Below are 15,092 nucleotides of genomic sequence, written 5' to 3'. Positions count from 1 at the left end.
GGACACGCCGTCCCCGGGGCGTCACCGGACCACGACACCCCGACCGGCGTCCGTGACGGCCGGTTGACGCGACCTGCGGCAGGGTCGCGGCACGAGGCGGCACGGCGCGAGGGGGCGGCATGGTCAGGACGATGCTCTTCAGGCGAGCGCGCCCCGGCTGCGAACCCGCCGTCGGGCCGGCCTGGGAGACCGTCGCCGGCCAGGTCAGCGCACTGCCCGGCAGCCTCCGGCGCGAGCTGCTGCGGGACGCCCTGGACCCGTACGGCTTCGTCGTGGTCACCGAGTGGGTCGACGAGGCGGCGCTGCGCGCGTACCGGGACGGGCCGGTGGCGGCGCGCCTGGCCGAGCTGCTCCGGCCGCTGACCGAGCCGGCCGGCCCGCCCGACCACCCGACCATGACCGAGGACGTCGACGGGGCCGGGCCGGTCTACGTCGACGTGGAGCTGATCGTGCCCAGCGCCCGCCTCGCCGAGTTCCACCGGGGCTACCCCGAGGTGGTGCGGCGGATGGCGGCCGTGCCGGGCTACCGGCGGGAGCGGCTGCTCCGCGAACCCGGGTCGGACGTGCACCACATCTTCGCCGAATGGGACGGCGCGGCCGAGTTCCTCGACTGGATCGCCGACCCGGCGCACGCCTCGGCGCAGGCCGGGCCGATCGCGCCGTTCCTCCTCGACATCCGACGCCGTCTCTTCCATGTCGTGCCCGACGCGGACGACCGGCGACACCACACCACGGGCAGGGAGGCCGACGTGGAGAGGGCAACCGACGTACTGGTGGTCGGGGCGGGCCCCACCGGGCTCACCGCCGCCGTCGAGCTGGCCCGGCGCGGCGTCGACTGCCGGGTGATCGACCGGCTGGCGACCCCGCCCGACCAGGCCGACAAGGCGATCGGCGTGCACTGCCGCACCATGGAGATCTGGGAGGAGCAGGGCGTCGTCCGGGAGGCGATGGACGCCGGCATCTGGCTCACCGGCAACATGGTCTTCGTCAACGGCGTGCAGACCCACCGGATGAGCTGGGAGCTGCCCGGCCTGCCGTACGCCCACCTCGGCCTGCCGCAGTACGAGACCGAACGGATCCTCACCGAACGGTTGGCCACGCTCGGGGTGCGCCCCCGGCGCGGCGCCGAACTGGTCGACTTCACCCAGGACGCGGACGGCGTCACCGCCACCGTCCGCACCGCCGACGGCGGCACCGAGACCGTCCGCGCGGCGTACCTGATCGGTTGCGACGGCGCGCACAGCCGGGTCCGGGAACGGCTCGGCCTCACCTTCACCGGCGGGCTCGGTCGCTTCCCGCAACTGTTCATGCTCGTCGACGTCGACGTGGACTGGGACATGCCGGACGGGCACCTGCTGCGGTTCCTGCACACCACCGACGGCCAGATGGACGGGATGCTGGTCTGCGTTCCGCTGCGCGGCGAGCGCCGGTACCGGATCGCCACCCTGGCCCCGCCCCGGTTCTTCGCGCAGACCGGCGGTCGGGACGCCCCGCCCGGGTTCAGCGAGGAACTCGCCTCGCCGACGCTCGACGACGTGCAGGCCGCCCTCGACCGGCTCGCCCCGCCCGGCACCCGGGCGTCGAACCTGCGCTGGTCGTCGGTGTTCCGGATCAGTCACGGCATCGTCGACCGCTACCGGCACGGTCGGGTCTTCGTCGCCGGCGACGCCGCCCACCTGCACCCACCGGCCGGCGGCCAGGGCATGAACACCGGCATCCAGGACGCCTGGAACCTGGCCTGGAAGCTGGCCCTGGCGGTACGCGGGCGCGCCGCCCCCGGGCTGCTGGACAGCTACGAGGCGGAGCGGCGGCCGGAGGGCGAGGAGATCGTCGGTCGCGCGGTGCGGATGGCGGGCACCGAGGAGGTGGACCGCGCCGACCTGGAACGGCAGTTCCTCCAGGAGATGTCCCTGCTGCTCAGCTACGCCGGCAGCCCGCTGGTCGGGGAGACCGTCGCCGACCCGGCCGCGCTCGGCGACGCGCCCCGCCCCGGCGACCGCGCGCCGGACGTCGAGGGACTGCGGCGGCGCGGCGTCGGGCACCCGCTGCGGTTGCGGGACCTGACCCGCGGCACCGGGCACACGCTGCTGCTCTACGCCGATGCCACGGCCGACGCGGCGGAGCTGGCCGGGTTCGCCGACCTGTGCGCCGACGCGCGGCGGCAGGCCGGCGGGGAGCTGGACGCGTACCTGCTGCTCGACCCGGATGTCGCCGAGCCGCACCTGGCCGACCCGCCGGTGCTGCGCGACGCCGACCGGCGGTTCCGCGCCGGGTACGGCCTGGCCGGCACCGGGCTCTACCTGATCCGCCCGGACGGGCACGTCGGGTTCCGGGGCGCCCCGGTCGACGCCGACGCGCTCCGCAAGCACCTGTGCCTGGTGTTCGGCGGTGTCCGGTGAGCCGGGTCCGGACGGTGCTGGCGATGCGCACCCGGGAGGGCTGCGAGGAGCGGTTCGAGGCGGAGTGGCGGACCGCCGCCGAGGAGATCCGCACGCTCGACGGGTGCCTGCACCAGGACCTGGTCCGCGACGCCGACGACCCGCGGGTCTATCTGGTGATCAGCGACTGGGCCGACCGGGAGCGGCTGGACGCGTTCGGCCGCAGCGCGCACCGGGACCGGCTGCTGCGCGTGGTCCGGGAGCTGCGCGAGTCCGCGGAGCGGCACACCTACCAGGTGCTGCACAGTGTGGCCGGCGAGCCGGGGGAGGCCCGATGACCGACGACGTGGTGCCCGCCGGCGAGCTGTACACGGACGCGTTCGCGGCCGACCCCTATCCCACCTTCGCCCGGCTGCGCACGCAGCGGCCGGTCTGCCCGGTGGGGTCGCCGCGCTTCGACTCCTGGCTGATCACCCGCTTCGACGACGCGCGTGCGGCGTTGACCGACCCGCGGCTGTCCAAGGACCTCTACGGCCCGGACCGGCACTTCCTGCGGATCTTCGGCCCGAACTCGGAGGGGCTGAACCGCAACATGCTCAACTCCGACCCGCCCGAGCACACCCGGCTGCGCCGCGTGGTGTCACAGGCGTTCGCGCCCCGGCGGATCGAGGCGCTGCGACCCCGGGTGGCCACCGTCGTCGACTCCCTGCTCGACAAGATCGTGCCGCACGGCGAGGCGGACCTGATGCGGGACTTCGCCATCCCGCTGCCGATGACGGTCATCTGCGAGCTGCTCGGCGTGCCGCCGGCCGACCACGACCGGGTGCTCGACTGGACGCAGGTCATCCGCACCTCCGGCTCGACCCGCCGGCCGCCGGAGGAGGAACGCGCGGCGGTGCAGGAGGCCCAGGCGCAGCTGCACGACTACCTGACCGAGCTGGTCCGGGCCAAGCGGGGGGACCCGGCCGACGACATCATCGGCGCGCTGGCGCGGGCCGTCGACCGGGACCGGACGCTGTCCGAGGCGGAGCTGGTGACCACCACGTTCCTGCTGCTGTTCGCCGGCCACCAGACCACCGCCGACTTCCTCGGCAACGCGGTGCTGGCCCTGCTCACCCACCCGGAGCAGTTGGCGCTGCTGCGCAGCACGCCGCGCCTGCTGCCCACCGCGATCGAGGAACTGCTGCGGTTCGACGGCCCGCTGCCGGTGGCCAGCCCGCGCATCACCACCGAGGACGTCGAGTACCAGGGGGTACGCATCCCGCGCGGCTCGATCGTCGGGGTGGCGATCAACGCGGCGAACCACGACCCGGCCCACTTCGCCGACCCGGACCGGCTCGACCTGCGCCGGGTCCGGGGGCCGCACCTCGGCTTCGGTCACGGCGTGCACTACTGCCTGGGCGTCTCGCTGGCCCGGATGGAGGCGCTGCTCGCGCTCTCCGCGCTGCTGCGGCGGCTGCCCGGGCTGCGGCTCGCCGTGCCGCTCGCCGAGGTACGCCGACTGCCCGCCGCCTCGCCCTTCCGTGGCCTGCTGGAACTGCCGGTCACCTTCTCCGCCTAGCCCGCCCATTCAGCCAGCCAGCCAAGGAGCACGTCATGGTCTTCCGGAACGTGATCGTCTGCCACATGGTCCCCGGCAGCGACGAGATCGTCGGCAACGTCTTCGGCCACTACGACCAGATCACCCGACCGCAGGACCTCGGCGTCATCGGCCGGTACCTGCTGTCGCACCACGACCTGTACCTGCACGTGATCGAGCGTGAGCAGGACCCGAGGATCTCCGGGCAGACCCGTGGGCTGCCCGCGTTCCAGAAGATCGCCGAGGAGATCGGCCCGTACGTGACGCCGTACCCGCGGTACTGGAAGAACCCGTCGGACTCGGTGGCCAAGGAGTTCTACCACTGGGCGCCGGAGGGGGAGCCGCCGGACGACACCACGCTGACCGTGATCGTCGGACGGATCAAGCCGGGCGCCGAGCCGGACGTGGCCCGGGTGTTCGCCGAGTCCGACGCCGGGTCGCTCCCGGCCGAGCTGGGCGTCACCGGGCGCTGGCTCTACTCGATCGACGACGTCTACGTGCACCTGCTGGAGCAGGAGTCCTCGGCCGCCGAGGCCACCCGCGACCAGCACGCCGACACGCCGACGTTCGACAAGGTGCGGCGGGAGCTCGGCCCGTACGTCGAGCCGTACCGGCCGGACCTCTGCCGCGGCCCGCAGGACCAGGTGGCCACCGTCTTCTACCGCTGGCGCGCGCAGGACTGAGCCGGGGTGGAGTTTACAAGCCGGTAACGCTGTGCCAGCCTCTTGGGCGCGCTCCCACGATCGCCGGTGGTCGGGATCCCGCGGGGGCCGGAGGGCGGTGCGCGGTGACCGCGGAGGCGGACGTCGACCTGGTGACGGCCGCGCGTCGCGGTGACCGGGGCGCGCTCACCGCGTTGCTCGCCGCCCACCTGCCGCTCGTCTACAACGTGGTCGGCCGCGCGTTGGCGGGGCACGCCGACGTCGACGACGTGGTGCAGGAGGTCATGCTGCGGGTGGTCGAGCGGCTGCCCGCGCTGCGTGAACCGGAACGCTTCCGGGCCTGGCTGGTCACCATCGCCATCCGCCAGGTGCGGGAGCACGCCCGCCGGCGGGTCGTCGCCCGGCAGGTGCCGCTGGACCCGTACGCGGACGTGCCGGACCCGGCCGTGGACGTGGCCGGCGAGGTGCTGGCCGGGGCGGAGCGGGACGCCGAGCGGCGGGACGTGCTCGCCGCTGTCGCCTGGCTCGACACCGACGACCGCGAGGTGCTCACGCTGTGGTGGCAGGAGCTCAACGGCGAGCTGAGCCGGGCCGACCTGGCCGAGGCGCTGGCGGTCGGCCCGGCACACGCGGCGGTCCGGATCCAGCGGATGCGCACCCGGCTCGCGCAGGCGTACACGGTGCTGGCCGCGTGGCGGGCCCGGCCGCGCTGTCCCGACCTGGCCCGCACCGGGCGGGGCTGGGACGGGGTGCTCGTCCCGCTGTGGCGCAAGCGGCTGGGCCGGCACGTGTTCGCCTGCCCAGCGTGCCTCGCGGCCGGCGGTCGTCGGACCACGCCGGAGCAGGTGCTGCCCGTGCTGGCCGGGCTGGCGGTGCCGGCCGGGCTGCGCTTGGCGGTCGAGGCCCGGGCGGTCGCGCCGACGGCGTCGGCCGCCGTGTCCGGCGTGACGGGCGGCCTGCGGGGCGTGCTGTCGCACAAGGTCGCGGTGGCGGCGGGCACGGTCGCGATCCTGGCGGTCGGTGGCCTCGTGCCCGCCGTGCGCCACACCCCGGACGGGCGCGACGGCGTGGTCGCCGCCGCGCCGACGATCCCGGGGTACGGCGGCCCGTCGGCCCCGCCCGCGCCGTCGGGACCGCCGGGCGGCACCCCGACGCCTCGGCCGTCGCGGGCGCTCACCGGCGTCACCGACGCCGACATCATCGTCGCCCCGGACGGCCACGACGACGGCGACGGCAGTCTCCGCCGTCCGTTCGCCACGCTGGGCCGGGCGGTCGAAGCGGTCCGGCCCGGCCAGACCATCGCGCTGCGCGGCGGCACCTACCGGATGACCGAGCCGGTGACCATCACCACCGACGGCACCGCGGACCGGCGCATCGTGCTCGGCGCCTACCGGGCGGAACAGCCGGTGCTCGACGCCGCCGCGATCCCCGCGGACAGGTGGGCGGTCACCCAGCGGACCGCGTGGTGGACCGTGCAGGATCTCGAGGTACGCGGCTCCCGCAGCCACGCCTGGGTCTGCCGGTCCTGCGCCCACACCGTGTTCCGCCGGCTCTCCATGCACGACAACGTCCGCTCCGGCCTGACGCTGCGCGACCCGGGGACGGTCGACAACCAGGTGCTCGACAGCGATTTCTTCCGCAGCTACGACCCGGCGGACCCGGGCGGCTCCGGGATCGGGCTGGCGGTCAAGTTCGGGGCCGGCGTCGGGAACGTGCTGCGCGGCAACCGGGCCTTCCACAACGCCGACGACGGCGTCGACCTGGGCGGGTTCGCCGACCCGGTGACGGTGGAGCGGAACTGGTCCTACGGCAACGGGCAGGACCGCTGGGAGCTGGCCGACTGGGACAGCAACGGGTGTGGCTTCTCCCTCGGCGGCGGTGAGTCGCTCCCGGCCGGGCACCGGGTGCGGGGGAACGCGGCCTGGGACAACCGGGGACACGGGTTCGGCGTGGAGGCCAACACCGGGCCGATCGACCTCACCGGCAACACCGCCTTCCGCAACGGCGGTGTCGGCTTCGACCTGGCCGACGGCGAGACCACCGCGCGCCGGAACCTGGCCGTGGGGAACGCCGCACCGGCGCGGGGCGCCGCGGACACCGCCGGCAACTCCTGGGACGGCGGGACCGCGGTACGGCTGCGGTCGACCGACCCGGATGTGGCCGAGGGACCGCGCCGGCCGGACGGGAGGCTGCCGGCCACCCGCTACCTCAGCACCGGTACCGGCATCGGCGCCGACCTGACCGCCTTCTGAGAAATCCGCCGGAAAACCGTTGCCGCGGTCGTGCTGGCCCGTCTGTGTGCTGACGGGGTCGCCGGGCAGCACCCGTTCCGGGCACCGCTCCCTGCCGTGCGGGCCGCCGCCAGCGCTGGTGGTGACGGTCGGGGAGACCACACCGCATCCGCATCGAACCCCGGGAGAACCGTGAGAATCCTCCTCCGACGACGGACGGCCACCGTGCTCGCCGTGCTCGTCACCACCGCCATCGCCGCCGTGGGCGTCGCCACCGCCGGCCCGTCCCAGGCCGCCGCGGGCTGCCAGGTCGACTACCGGGTCACCGCGCAGTGGTCCGGCGGCTTCAGCGCCGCCATCACCATCCGTAACCTCGGTGACACGCTCACCGGCTGGCGTCTCGGCTGGACGTTCCCGGCCGGGCAGACCGTCACGCAGGCGTGGGGCTTCACCGCCGGTTCGTCCGGCGCGGCCGTCGTCGCCACCAACGTCGACTGGAACGCGACCATCGCCGCCGGCGCGAGCGTCGAGGTCGGCTTCAACGGCGCCTCGACCGGCACCACCAACCCGAGCCCGACCGCGTTCACGCTCAACGGTGTCGCCTGTGGTGGCCCGTCCGCCCCCACGCCGACCCCGACCCCGACCCCGACGCCGACGCCGACCTCCGGGCCGACCACCCCGCCGCCGACCGGCACGCCGACGGTGGCCGCGGACGGCAGCGGCACGTACCGCACCGTGCAGGAGGCGGTGGACGCGGTGCCGGCGAACAACACCACCCGCCGGGTCGTCACCATCAAGCCCGGCACCTACCGGCAGGTGGTACGCGTGCCGGCGAACAAGCCGAACATCACCTTCCAGGGGCTCGGCTCGTCCCCGTCGAACACCACGATCGTCTACAACAACTCGGCCGCCAGCAACGGCACCTTCGCCAGCGCCAGCATGTTCGTCGACGGCGCGAACTTCGTCGCGGAGAACCTGACCATCGCCAACGACTACGACGAGAACTCCACGACCGTCAACCAGCAGGCCGTGCGTTGCACCTCAACGCCGACCGGGCCGTGCTGCGCAACGTGCGGCTCCTCGGCGACCAGGACACCTTCCTGGTCAACGCGCGCACCCGCGCCTACGTGGTCAACTCCTACATCGAGGGCACCACCGACTTCATCTTCGGCGACGGCACCGTCGTCATCAACGCCTCCACCATCCACGAGAAGCGCTCCACCGGCAGCGCCATCACCGCCGCCCGAACCGACCCCGCCAGGACCTACGGCTTCCTGATCTACCGGTCCACCGTCACCGGCACCGGCACCGACAACACCACGCTCGGCCGCCCCTGGGGCCAGGGCGCCCAGGTCCTCTACCGCGAGTCCACGCTCAGCAACACCATCAAGATCAGCCAGCCGTGGACCAACATGGGCGACGCCACCTGGCAGAACGCCCGCTTCTCCGAATACCGCAACACCGGCGCCGGCGCGACCGTCAACAGCAACCGCCCCCAGCTCAGCGACGCCCAGGCGGCGAACTACACCCCGCAGCGGTACCTGGCCGGCGCCGACGGCTGGAACCCGCTGTGAGCCCCACCCGGGAGAGGGACACGACGCACCCGACGCCGCGCCGGTCCTGGCGTACCGCCCTGGTGCTGGGCGCCACCGCGGCGCTCGCCGTGGCCGGCGCGACCACCGCGGTCACCGCACAGGCGGCGGCCGGCTGCCGGGTCGACTACCGGGTGTCCAGCGAGTGGAGCGGCGGCTTCAACGCCGACGTGACGGTCACCAACCTGGGCGACGCGCTCACCGGCTGGCGGCTGGCCTGGACGTTCCCCGCCGGCCAGCAGGTGAGCCAGGCATGGAGCGCGACGATCCCGACCGGTACGTCGAGCGTCACCGCGACCGATGTCGGCTACAACGCCGCGGTGCCGACCGGCGGCAGCGTCTCGTTCGGCTTCACCGGCACGCGCGGGGCCACCAACCCGGCGCCGACGGCGTTCACGCTCAACGACACCGCCTGCACCGGCGGGGTCACCCCGACGACCGGCGCGCCCGGCCCGACCCCCACCACGCCGCCGTCGACCACGCCGCCGTCGGGCGGGCCGTACCCGAACGCGCCGGACGGGTTCGCCGGGGCCGCCGGCACGACCGGCGGGGCCGGTGGCACCACGGTCACCGTCACCAACCAGGCCGACCTGGAGCGGTACGCCGCCGCCAGCACCCCGTACGTGATCCGGGTCGGCGCGGCCATCACGGTCAGCCCGTACGGCAGGGAGATCCCGGTCAGGTCCGACAAGACCATCGTCGGCGTCGGCCGCAGCGGCCAGATCGTCAACGGCGGCTTCAACCTCGGCGCCGGCACCAGCAACGTCATCATCCGGAACCTGACCATCCGCGACACCCGGATGACCTCCGACGACCCGGACGACAAGGACTTCGACTACGACGGCATCCAGATGGACACCGCCAACCGGATCTGGATCGACCACAACCAGATCGTGCGGATGAACGACGGCCTCATCGACAGCCGTAAGGACACCACCAACCTGACCGTGTCCTGGAACGTCATCGCCGAGGGCAACAAGGCGTTCGGCATCGGCTGGACCACCAACGTCACCGCCCGCATCACCATCCACCACAACTGGATCCACGACACCAACGTGCGCAACCCCAGCACCGACAACGTGCAGTACGCCCACCTCTACAACAACTACCTGCAGAACGTCCGCGGCTACGGCAACTACTCCCGCGGCGCCACCAGGATGGTCATCGAGAACACGTACTACGACACCGTCAAGGACCCCTACTACCGCGACGACACCGCCGAGCTGCGCCAGACCGGCAGCGTCTGCGTGAGCTGCACAGGCCAGCGGGAGACCGGTGGGTCCGCCTTCACCCCGTCGAGCTTCTACAGCTACCGGCTCGACGCCGCCGACCAGGTCCCGAACCTCGTCCGGACCTACGCCGGACCCCAGGCCGCCATCGGCCAGTGAGGCCGCCGGCCGGGGCGGTGCGGTCCACCGGGCCCGCCGCCCCGGCCGGACGTCCCCCACCGGCTGCCGGGTCGTGCAAACCCGCTCGCCGCCCCCGCCGGATACGCCAGGCTGAGGCGGACGGAGGTGTCGGGTGCCGACCAAGGAGATCATCCAGCACATCGGCGCGTTGCTGGACCTGACCGGGGTGCTGGTCATCGCGGTGGGCGTCACGGTCGCCACGGTGGTGTTCGCGGCGCGCTGCGGTCGTACCCGGCAGGTGGTCGCGCACTACCGGGCGTACCGGCAGGGGGTCGGCCGGGCCATCCTGCTCGGCCTGGAGTTCCTGGTCGGCGGCGACATCATCCGTACGGTCGCGGTGTCGCCCACCTTCACCAGCGTGGGCGTGCTGGCGTTGATCGTGGCGGTCCGGACGTTCCTCAGCTTCTCGCTGGAGGTGGAGCTGGACGGCCGCTGGCCCTGGCAGGGCAAGCCTCCGGGGGGCCGATGAGTCGGACGTGACATGTATTGCTGGTCGGCACCGGCGCGCAGGTGAGAGGTTTGAGGTCGACTCACCGGGTCACTGACACCGGGAGTGACGACGGAAGGGGAACACCGGTGCCCGACACGATCCGGACCAGGTCCAGTCAGGACGCCGTCCTGCCACGCGGCGTCACCGACCCGTTGCTGTGGCGCAGCGCGTACGACGTGGCCGCCGCGCACCGGCCGGACGTCGCCGGTCGGTGCGCCAGCCTGCTCTGCGCCGGGGCGCCGACGCCCTGTGACCCGCTGACCGCCGCCCGCCGGGCGATGCGCCTGGCCGGGGACGCCGACCGCCGCGCCGAGTCGGAGCGCCGGCCGGCCGGGGAGCGGCGGCGGGCTGCCTGAACGGCCGGTGGGCCGGGCGGTTCGAACCCGGGTCGTCCCGCTTCCGTGTCTATGATCGACGACCCGGCCGGAATGCGGAGAACGAGGAGGATTCGTGACCGTCGACGCCCACGCGTTCTGGCTCCGCGCGCCCGGCGAGGGCGAGATCCGGCCGGTCCGCCTCGATCCGCCCGGCGACGGTGAGGTGCTGGTCCGTACCCGGTTCACCGGCGTCAGCCGGGGCACCGAGACGCTGGTCTTCACCGGCCGGGTCCCCGCCGACCAGCACGCCGCCATGCGCGCGCCGTTCCAGGAGGGCGACTTCCCGGGGCCGGTCAAGTACGGCTACCTCAACGTCGGCACGGTCGAGGCCGGCCCGGCGGAGCTGCGCGGGCGCACCGTGTTCTGCCTGTACCCGCACCAGAGCGCGTACGTGGTCCCGGCCGGATCGGTGGTGGTCGTGCCGGACGGCGTGCCGGCGGCCCGGGCGGTGCTGGCCGGCACCGTGGAGACCGCGGTGAACGCGCTCTGGGACGCCGCGCCGTTGGTCGGGGACCGGGTCACCGTGATCGGCGGTGGCATGGTCGGGTGCAGCGTGACCGCGCTGCTGGCCCGCTTCCCGGGCGTCCGGGTCGAGCTGGTCGACGCCGACCCGGGCAAGGCCGGGGTCGCCGAGGCGCTCGGGGTCGACTTCGCCCTGCCCGCCGACGCGACCGGCGGGCGCGACCTGGTGGTGCACGCCAGCGCCAGCGCCGACGGGCTGCAACGCGGCCTGGAGCTGCTCCGCCCGGAGGGCACCGTGCTGGAGCTGAGCTGGTACGGCGACCGCCCGGTCACCCTCGCCCTCGGTGGCGCCTTCCACTCCCGGCGGCTCGCCATCCGCAGCAGCCAGGTCGGCACCGTCTCGCCCCGGCGGGCCGACCGCAGCTACGCCGACCGGCTCGCCGTCGCCCTGGACCTGCTGACCGACCCGGCCTTCGACGCGCTGCTCACCGGCCGGTCCCGCTTCACCGACCTGCCCGACGTGCTGGACCGGCTCGCCTCGGGCCGGCTCCCGGCGCTCTGTCGTCTCATCACCTACGGCGAGGAGTGAACGTGTTCAGCGTGACGGTCCGGGACCACATGATGGTCGCCCACAGCTTCCGCGGCGAGGTGTTCGGCCCGGCCCAGCGGCTGCACGGCGCCACCTTCGTCGTCGACGCCACGTTCCGCCGGGCGGAGCTGGACGCCGACGGGATCGTGGTCGACATCGGCCTGGCCACCGAGCAGCTCAAGGCCGTGCTCGGCGAGCTGACCTACCGCAACCTGGACGACGAGCCGGCCTTCGCCGGGGTGAACACCACCACCGAGGTGCTGGCCCGCACCGTCGCCGACCGGCTCGCCGACGCGGTGCACGCCGGCCGGCTGGGGGAGGGGGCCCGGGGCCTGGCCGGGATCACCGTCACGCTGCACGAGTCGCACGTCGCCTGGGCGAGCTACGAACGGCCGCTGTGACCGGATGACCGCCGTCCACGTGGTGCTGCCGGGCGACATCGACGACCCGGCGAACCCCAGCGGCGGCAACGCCTACGACCGGCACGTCTGCCGCGGGCTGGCGGCGCTCGGCTGGACCGTGCGCGAGCACCAGGTGCCGGGCCGCTGGCCGCACCCGGGGGACCGGGAACGGGGCGCGCTGGCCGGGCTGCTCGCCGGGTTGCCCGGCGGCGCGACCGTGCTGCTCGACGGCCTGGTCGCCTCGACCGTGCCGGACGTGCTCGCCCCGCACGCGGCGCGACTGCGCCTGGTGGTGCTGGTGCACCTGCCGATCGAGGACGGGGCCGAACGGCGGGCCCTCGGCGCGGCGACCGGGGTGGTCGCCACCAGCGAGTGGACCCGCCGGCGGCTGCTCGACCGCTACCCGCTCGACCCCGCCCGGGTGACGGTCGCGCCGCCCGGCGTCGAGCCGGCCCCGGTCGCCCCCGGCACGCCCGGCGGCGGTCGTCTGCTCTGCGTCGCGGCGGTCACCCCGGTCAAGGGCCACGACGTGCTGGCCGCCGCGCTCGCCGGGGTCGCCGACCTGGACTGGACCTGCGACTGGATCGGCCCGCTGGACCGGGACCCGGCGTTCGTGGCCCGGCTGCGCCGGTGGCTCACCGGCGCCGGGCTGGCCGACCGGGTCCGGCTGACCGGCCCGCGTACCGCGACGGAGCTGGCCGCCGCGTACGCCGCCGCCGATCTGCTGGTCCAGCCCTCCCGGCGGGAGACGTACGGCATGGTGGTGACCGAGGCGCTGGCCCGGGGCGTACCGGTGCTGGCCAGCGACACCGGCGGCCTGCCGGCCACGCTCGGGCACGCCCCCGACGGCGACCGGCCCGGCCTGCTGGTGCCACCGGACGACCCGGGTCCGACCGCCGACGCGCTGCGCCGCTGGCTCACCGACCCCGCCCTGCGGGACCGGCTGCGCCGCGCCGCCCGGCAGCGGCGGCCCACCCTCACCGGCTGGCCGATCACCGTGGACCGGCTGGCGACGGCGCTCAAGGAGGCGACCGCGGCATGACCACCTCACTCCCACCCGACTTCGCGGACTGGCTACGACTGCGCGAGCCCGCCGACGCGGCCGCCCGCTCGGTCGAGCTGGCCGACGCGGCCCGCGACCGGCTGCCCGCCGGACGCCCGCTGGTCGTGCACGACCTGGGCAGCGGCACCGGGTCGATGGCCCGCTGGCTCGCCCCCCGGCTGCCCGGCCCGCAGCGCTGGGTGCTGCACGAACGCGACAGGCACCTGCTGGCGCTGGCCACCGGCGGCGGGCTCACCGCCGCCGACGGCGCGCCGGTCACGGTGACCACCCGCGGCTCGGACATCACCCGGCTGACCCACGCCGACCTGGCCGACGCCCACCTGGTCACCGCGTCGGCGCTGCTGGACATGCTCACCGCCGAGGAGGTCGACCGGATGGTGGCCGCCTGCGCCGGACACCCGACGCTGTTCGCGCTCACCGTGTCCGGCCGTGCGGAGTTCACCCCGGCGGATCCGCTCGACGCCGAGCTGGCCGACGCGTTCAACGCCCACCAACGGCGGACCGTCGACGGGCGGGCCCTGCTCGGGCCGGACGCGGTGGACGCCACCGTGGCCGCGTTCGGCCGGCACGGCGTCGAGGTGGCGGTGCGGTCCACCCCGTGGCGGCTCGGGCCGGAGCAGGCCGCGCTGACCGCCGAGTGGCTGACCGGCTGGGTGGACGCGGCCGTCGAGGAGCGACCGCATCTGAACGGCCCCGCGCGGACGTATACCGAGTGGCGGCTCGCCGAGGCCGCCGCCGGCCGGGTCGAGGTGGTGCTGCACCACGCCGACCTGCTCGCCGGCTGAACCGTACGGCCCGCCGACACGTGACATCCGGTGGGAACGAGGGAGGACCGTTTGTCACATGTCGCCGTCGCCGCGCCCGTGCCCGTACCGGTCCGGCCGCGCCCGGCCCGGGTGCGCTGGGCCTGGACCCGCCGGGCCTGGTTGCGGCCGGCCGCCGGGCTGGCCGTGCTCGCCGCGCTGGTCGCCTTCGTCGGCACCGGTCCGTTCCTGGCCGGGCTGCGGCTGATCGACGCGCCGGCGCTGGCCGCCGCGCTCGGCATCGGCGTGGTCACCACCGTGAGCGGCGCCTGGCGCTGGTCGCTGGTGGCCGGCGGGCTGGGCGTACGGCTGCCGATGCGCGCCGCGGTGGCGCACTGCTACCGGGCGATCTTCCTCAACTCCACCCTGCCCGGCGGCGTGCTCGGCGACGTGCACCGGGCGGTCCGGCACGGCCGGGACGCCGGGGACGTGGCCCGGGGGGTCCGCGCGGTGGTCTGGGAGCGTGCCGCCGGCCAGGTGGTGCAGGTGGTCATCGCGGTGGCGGTGCTGGCCGCGTTCCCGTCCCCGGTCCGCCGGTACCTGCCGGCGCTGGCCGCTGTCGGGGTGGTGACCGTGGTGGCGTTGGTGCTGGTGGCCCGCGCGGTGCCGCGGTCCGGGGCGTCCCGCCTCGCCCGGGTGGCGCGTACCGCGCTGACCGACGTCCGCGCCGGGCTGCTGGCGCGGCGGACCTGGGCCGGCGTGGTGCTCGCCTCGACCGTGGTGTTCGCCGGCCACCTGGCCACGTTCGTGGTGGCCGCCCGCACCGCCGGGGCCGACGCGCCGCTGTCCCGCCTGCTGCCGCTGACCCTGCTCGCCCTGCTGGCCATGGCCCTGCCGCTCAACGTGGGCGGCTTCGGGCCGCGCGAGGGCGTCGCCGCCTGGGCGTTCGCGGCGGCCGGCCTGACCGCGGCCCAGGGCGTCGCCACCGGCACCGTCTACGGCGCGCTGGTCCTGGTGGCCAGCCTGCCCGGTGCCGTGGTGCTGCTCATGCGCCCGACCGGCAACTGTCGGTGATCCCGCATACGGTGAGGGTGCGAGGTGTGTGTCGTCGGTCAG

General features: G+C 74.8%; 14 protein-coding genes and 1 pseudogene. All 15 read left to right on the top strand.

Annotation, left to right across the window (positions count from 1 at the left end; genetic code table 11):
• Positions 1 to 131 precede the first annotated feature (131 nt).
• The 15 genes and pseudogenes from OG767_RS19110 to OG767_RS19040 all read left to right on the top strand — a co-directional run bounded on the left by OG767_RS19110 (position 132) and on the right by OG767_RS19040 (position 15,050).
• Positions 132 to 2,399, top strand: coding sequence for an FAD-dependent monooxygenase (locus OG767_RS19110; protein ID WP_405089800.1), 2,268 nt, complete (start codon positions 132 to 134; stop codon positions 2,397 to 2,399).
• Positions 2,396 to 2,716, top strand: a complete 321-nt coding sequence (locus tag OG767_RS19105; protein ID WP_107157354.1) for a putative quinol monooxygenase — start codon at positions 2,396 to 2,398, stop codon at positions 2,714 to 2,716. Before OG767_RS19110 ends, OG767_RS19105 begins: the two co-directional genes overlap by 4 nt.
• Complete coding sequence (locus OG767_RS19100) at positions 2,713 to 3,939, top strand: cytochrome P450 (protein WP_405089799.1); 1,227 nt, start codon at positions 2,713 to 2,715, stop codon at positions 3,937 to 3,939. The genes OG767_RS19105 and OG767_RS19100 overlap by 4 nt, the downstream gene beginning before the upstream one ends.
• A gap of 35 nt (positions 3,940 to 3,974) precedes the next feature.
• Positions 3,975 to 4,640, top strand: a complete 666-nt coding sequence (locus tag OG767_RS19095; protein ID WP_405089798.1) for a TcmI family type II polyketide cyclase — start codon at positions 3,975 to 3,977, stop codon at positions 4,638 to 4,640.
• A 104-nt stretch (positions 4,641 to 4,744) separates the two neighbouring features.
• Positions 4,745 to 6,871 carry a sigma-70 family RNA polymerase sigma factor gene (locus OG767_RS19090; RefSeq protein WP_405089797.1) on the top strand — a complete coding sequence of 709 codons (2,127 nt, stop codon included), beginning with the start codon at positions 4,745 to 4,747 and terminating at the stop codon, positions 6,869 to 6,871.
• Positions 6,872 to 6,901: 30 nt separating this feature from the next.
• A pseudogene (locus OG767_RS19085) lies at positions 6,902 to 7,786 on the top strand (pectinesterase family protein); the annotation flags it as partial.
• Positions 7,787 to 7,884: 98 nt separating this feature from the next.
• A complete protein-coding gene (locus OG767_RS19080; RefSeq protein ID WP_405089796.1) occupies positions 7,885 to 8,424 on the top strand; it encodes a pectinesterase family protein in 540 nt (179 codons plus the stop codon).
• Complete coding sequence (locus OG767_RS19075) at positions 8,421 to 9,830, top strand: cellulose binding domain-containing protein (protein ID WP_405089795.1); 1,410 nt, start codon at positions 8,421 to 8,423, stop codon at positions 9,828 to 9,830. Before OG767_RS19080 ends, OG767_RS19075 begins: the two co-directional genes overlap by 4 nt.
• 133 nt (positions 9,831 to 9,963) lie before the next feature.
• The gene (locus tag OG767_RS19070; protein ID WP_405089794.1) at positions 9,964 to 10,320 is read left to right on the top strand and encodes a DUF1622 domain-containing protein; all 357 of its coding nucleotides are present in this window, start codon (positions 9,964 to 9,966) and stop codon (positions 10,318 to 10,320) included.
• A 107-nt stretch (positions 10,321 to 10,427) separates the two neighbouring features.
• The gene (locus OG767_RS19065; protein ID WP_405089793.1) at positions 10,428 to 10,697 is read left to right on the top strand and encodes a hypothetical protein; all 270 of its coding nucleotides are present in this window, start codon (positions 10,428 to 10,430) and stop codon (positions 10,695 to 10,697) included.
• Between the two features lie 94 nt (positions 10,698 to 10,791).
• A complete protein-coding gene (locus tag OG767_RS19060) occupies positions 10,792 to 11,769 on the top strand; it encodes a zinc-binding alcohol dehydrogenase (RefSeq protein ID WP_405089792.1) in 978 nt (325 codons plus the stop codon).
• Between the two features lie 2 nt (positions 11,770 to 11,771).
• Positions 11,772 to 12,170, top strand: a complete 399-nt coding sequence (locus OG767_RS19055) for a 6-carboxytetrahydropterin synthase (protein ID WP_107157360.1) — start codon at positions 11,772 to 11,774, stop codon at positions 12,168 to 12,170.
• Positions 12,171 to 12,174: 4 nt separating this feature from the next.
• Entirely contained in the window at positions 12,175 to 13,212 is a 1,038-nt protein-coding gene (locus OG767_RS19050) for a glycosyltransferase family 4 protein (protein WP_405089791.1), read from the top strand.
• Entirely contained in the window at positions 13,209 to 14,018 is an 810-nt protein-coding gene (locus OG767_RS19045) for an SAM-dependent methyltransferase (RefSeq protein WP_405089790.1), read from the top strand. The genes OG767_RS19050 and OG767_RS19045 overlap by 4 nt, the downstream gene beginning before the upstream one ends.
• Before the next feature lie 111 nt (positions 14,019 to 14,129).
• Positions 14,130 to 15,050, top strand: a complete 921-nt coding sequence (locus OG767_RS19040) for a lysylphosphatidylglycerol synthase domain-containing protein (protein WP_405094247.1) — start codon at positions 14,130 to 14,132, stop codon at positions 15,048 to 15,050.
• Positions 15,051 to 15,092: the final 42 nt, after the last annotated feature.

The sequence above is a fragment of the Micromonospora sp. NBC_01392 genome (assembly GCF_045040125.1).
Classification (GTDB): domain Bacteria; phylum Actinomycetota; class Actinomycetes; order Mycobacteriales; family Micromonosporaceae; genus Micromonospora.
This window is presented reverse-complemented; position numbering and strand designations above follow the sequence as displayed.

Bases quoted from the DNA above. Each gene is read 5' to 3' on its own strand.
- OG767_RS19110 (WP_405089800.1), top strand. From the start codon at position 132: ATGCTCTTCAGGCGAGCGCGCCCCGGCTGCGAACCCGCCGTCGGGCCG.
- OG767_RS19100 (WP_405089799.1), top strand. From the start codon at position 2,713: ATGACCGACGACGTGGTGCCCGCCGGCGAGCTGTACACGGACGCGTTC.
- OG767_RS19095 (WP_405089798.1), top strand. From the start codon at position 3,975: ATGGTCTTCCGGAACGTGATCGTCTGCCACATGGTCCCCGGCAGCGAC.
- OG767_RS19050 (WP_405089791.1), top strand. From the start codon at position 12,175: ATGACCGCCGTCCACGTGGTGCTGCCGGGCGACATCGACGACCCGGCG.
- OG767_RS19045 (WP_405089790.1), top strand. From the start codon at position 13,209: ATGACCACCTCACTCCCACCCGACTTCGCGGACTGGCTACGACTGCGC.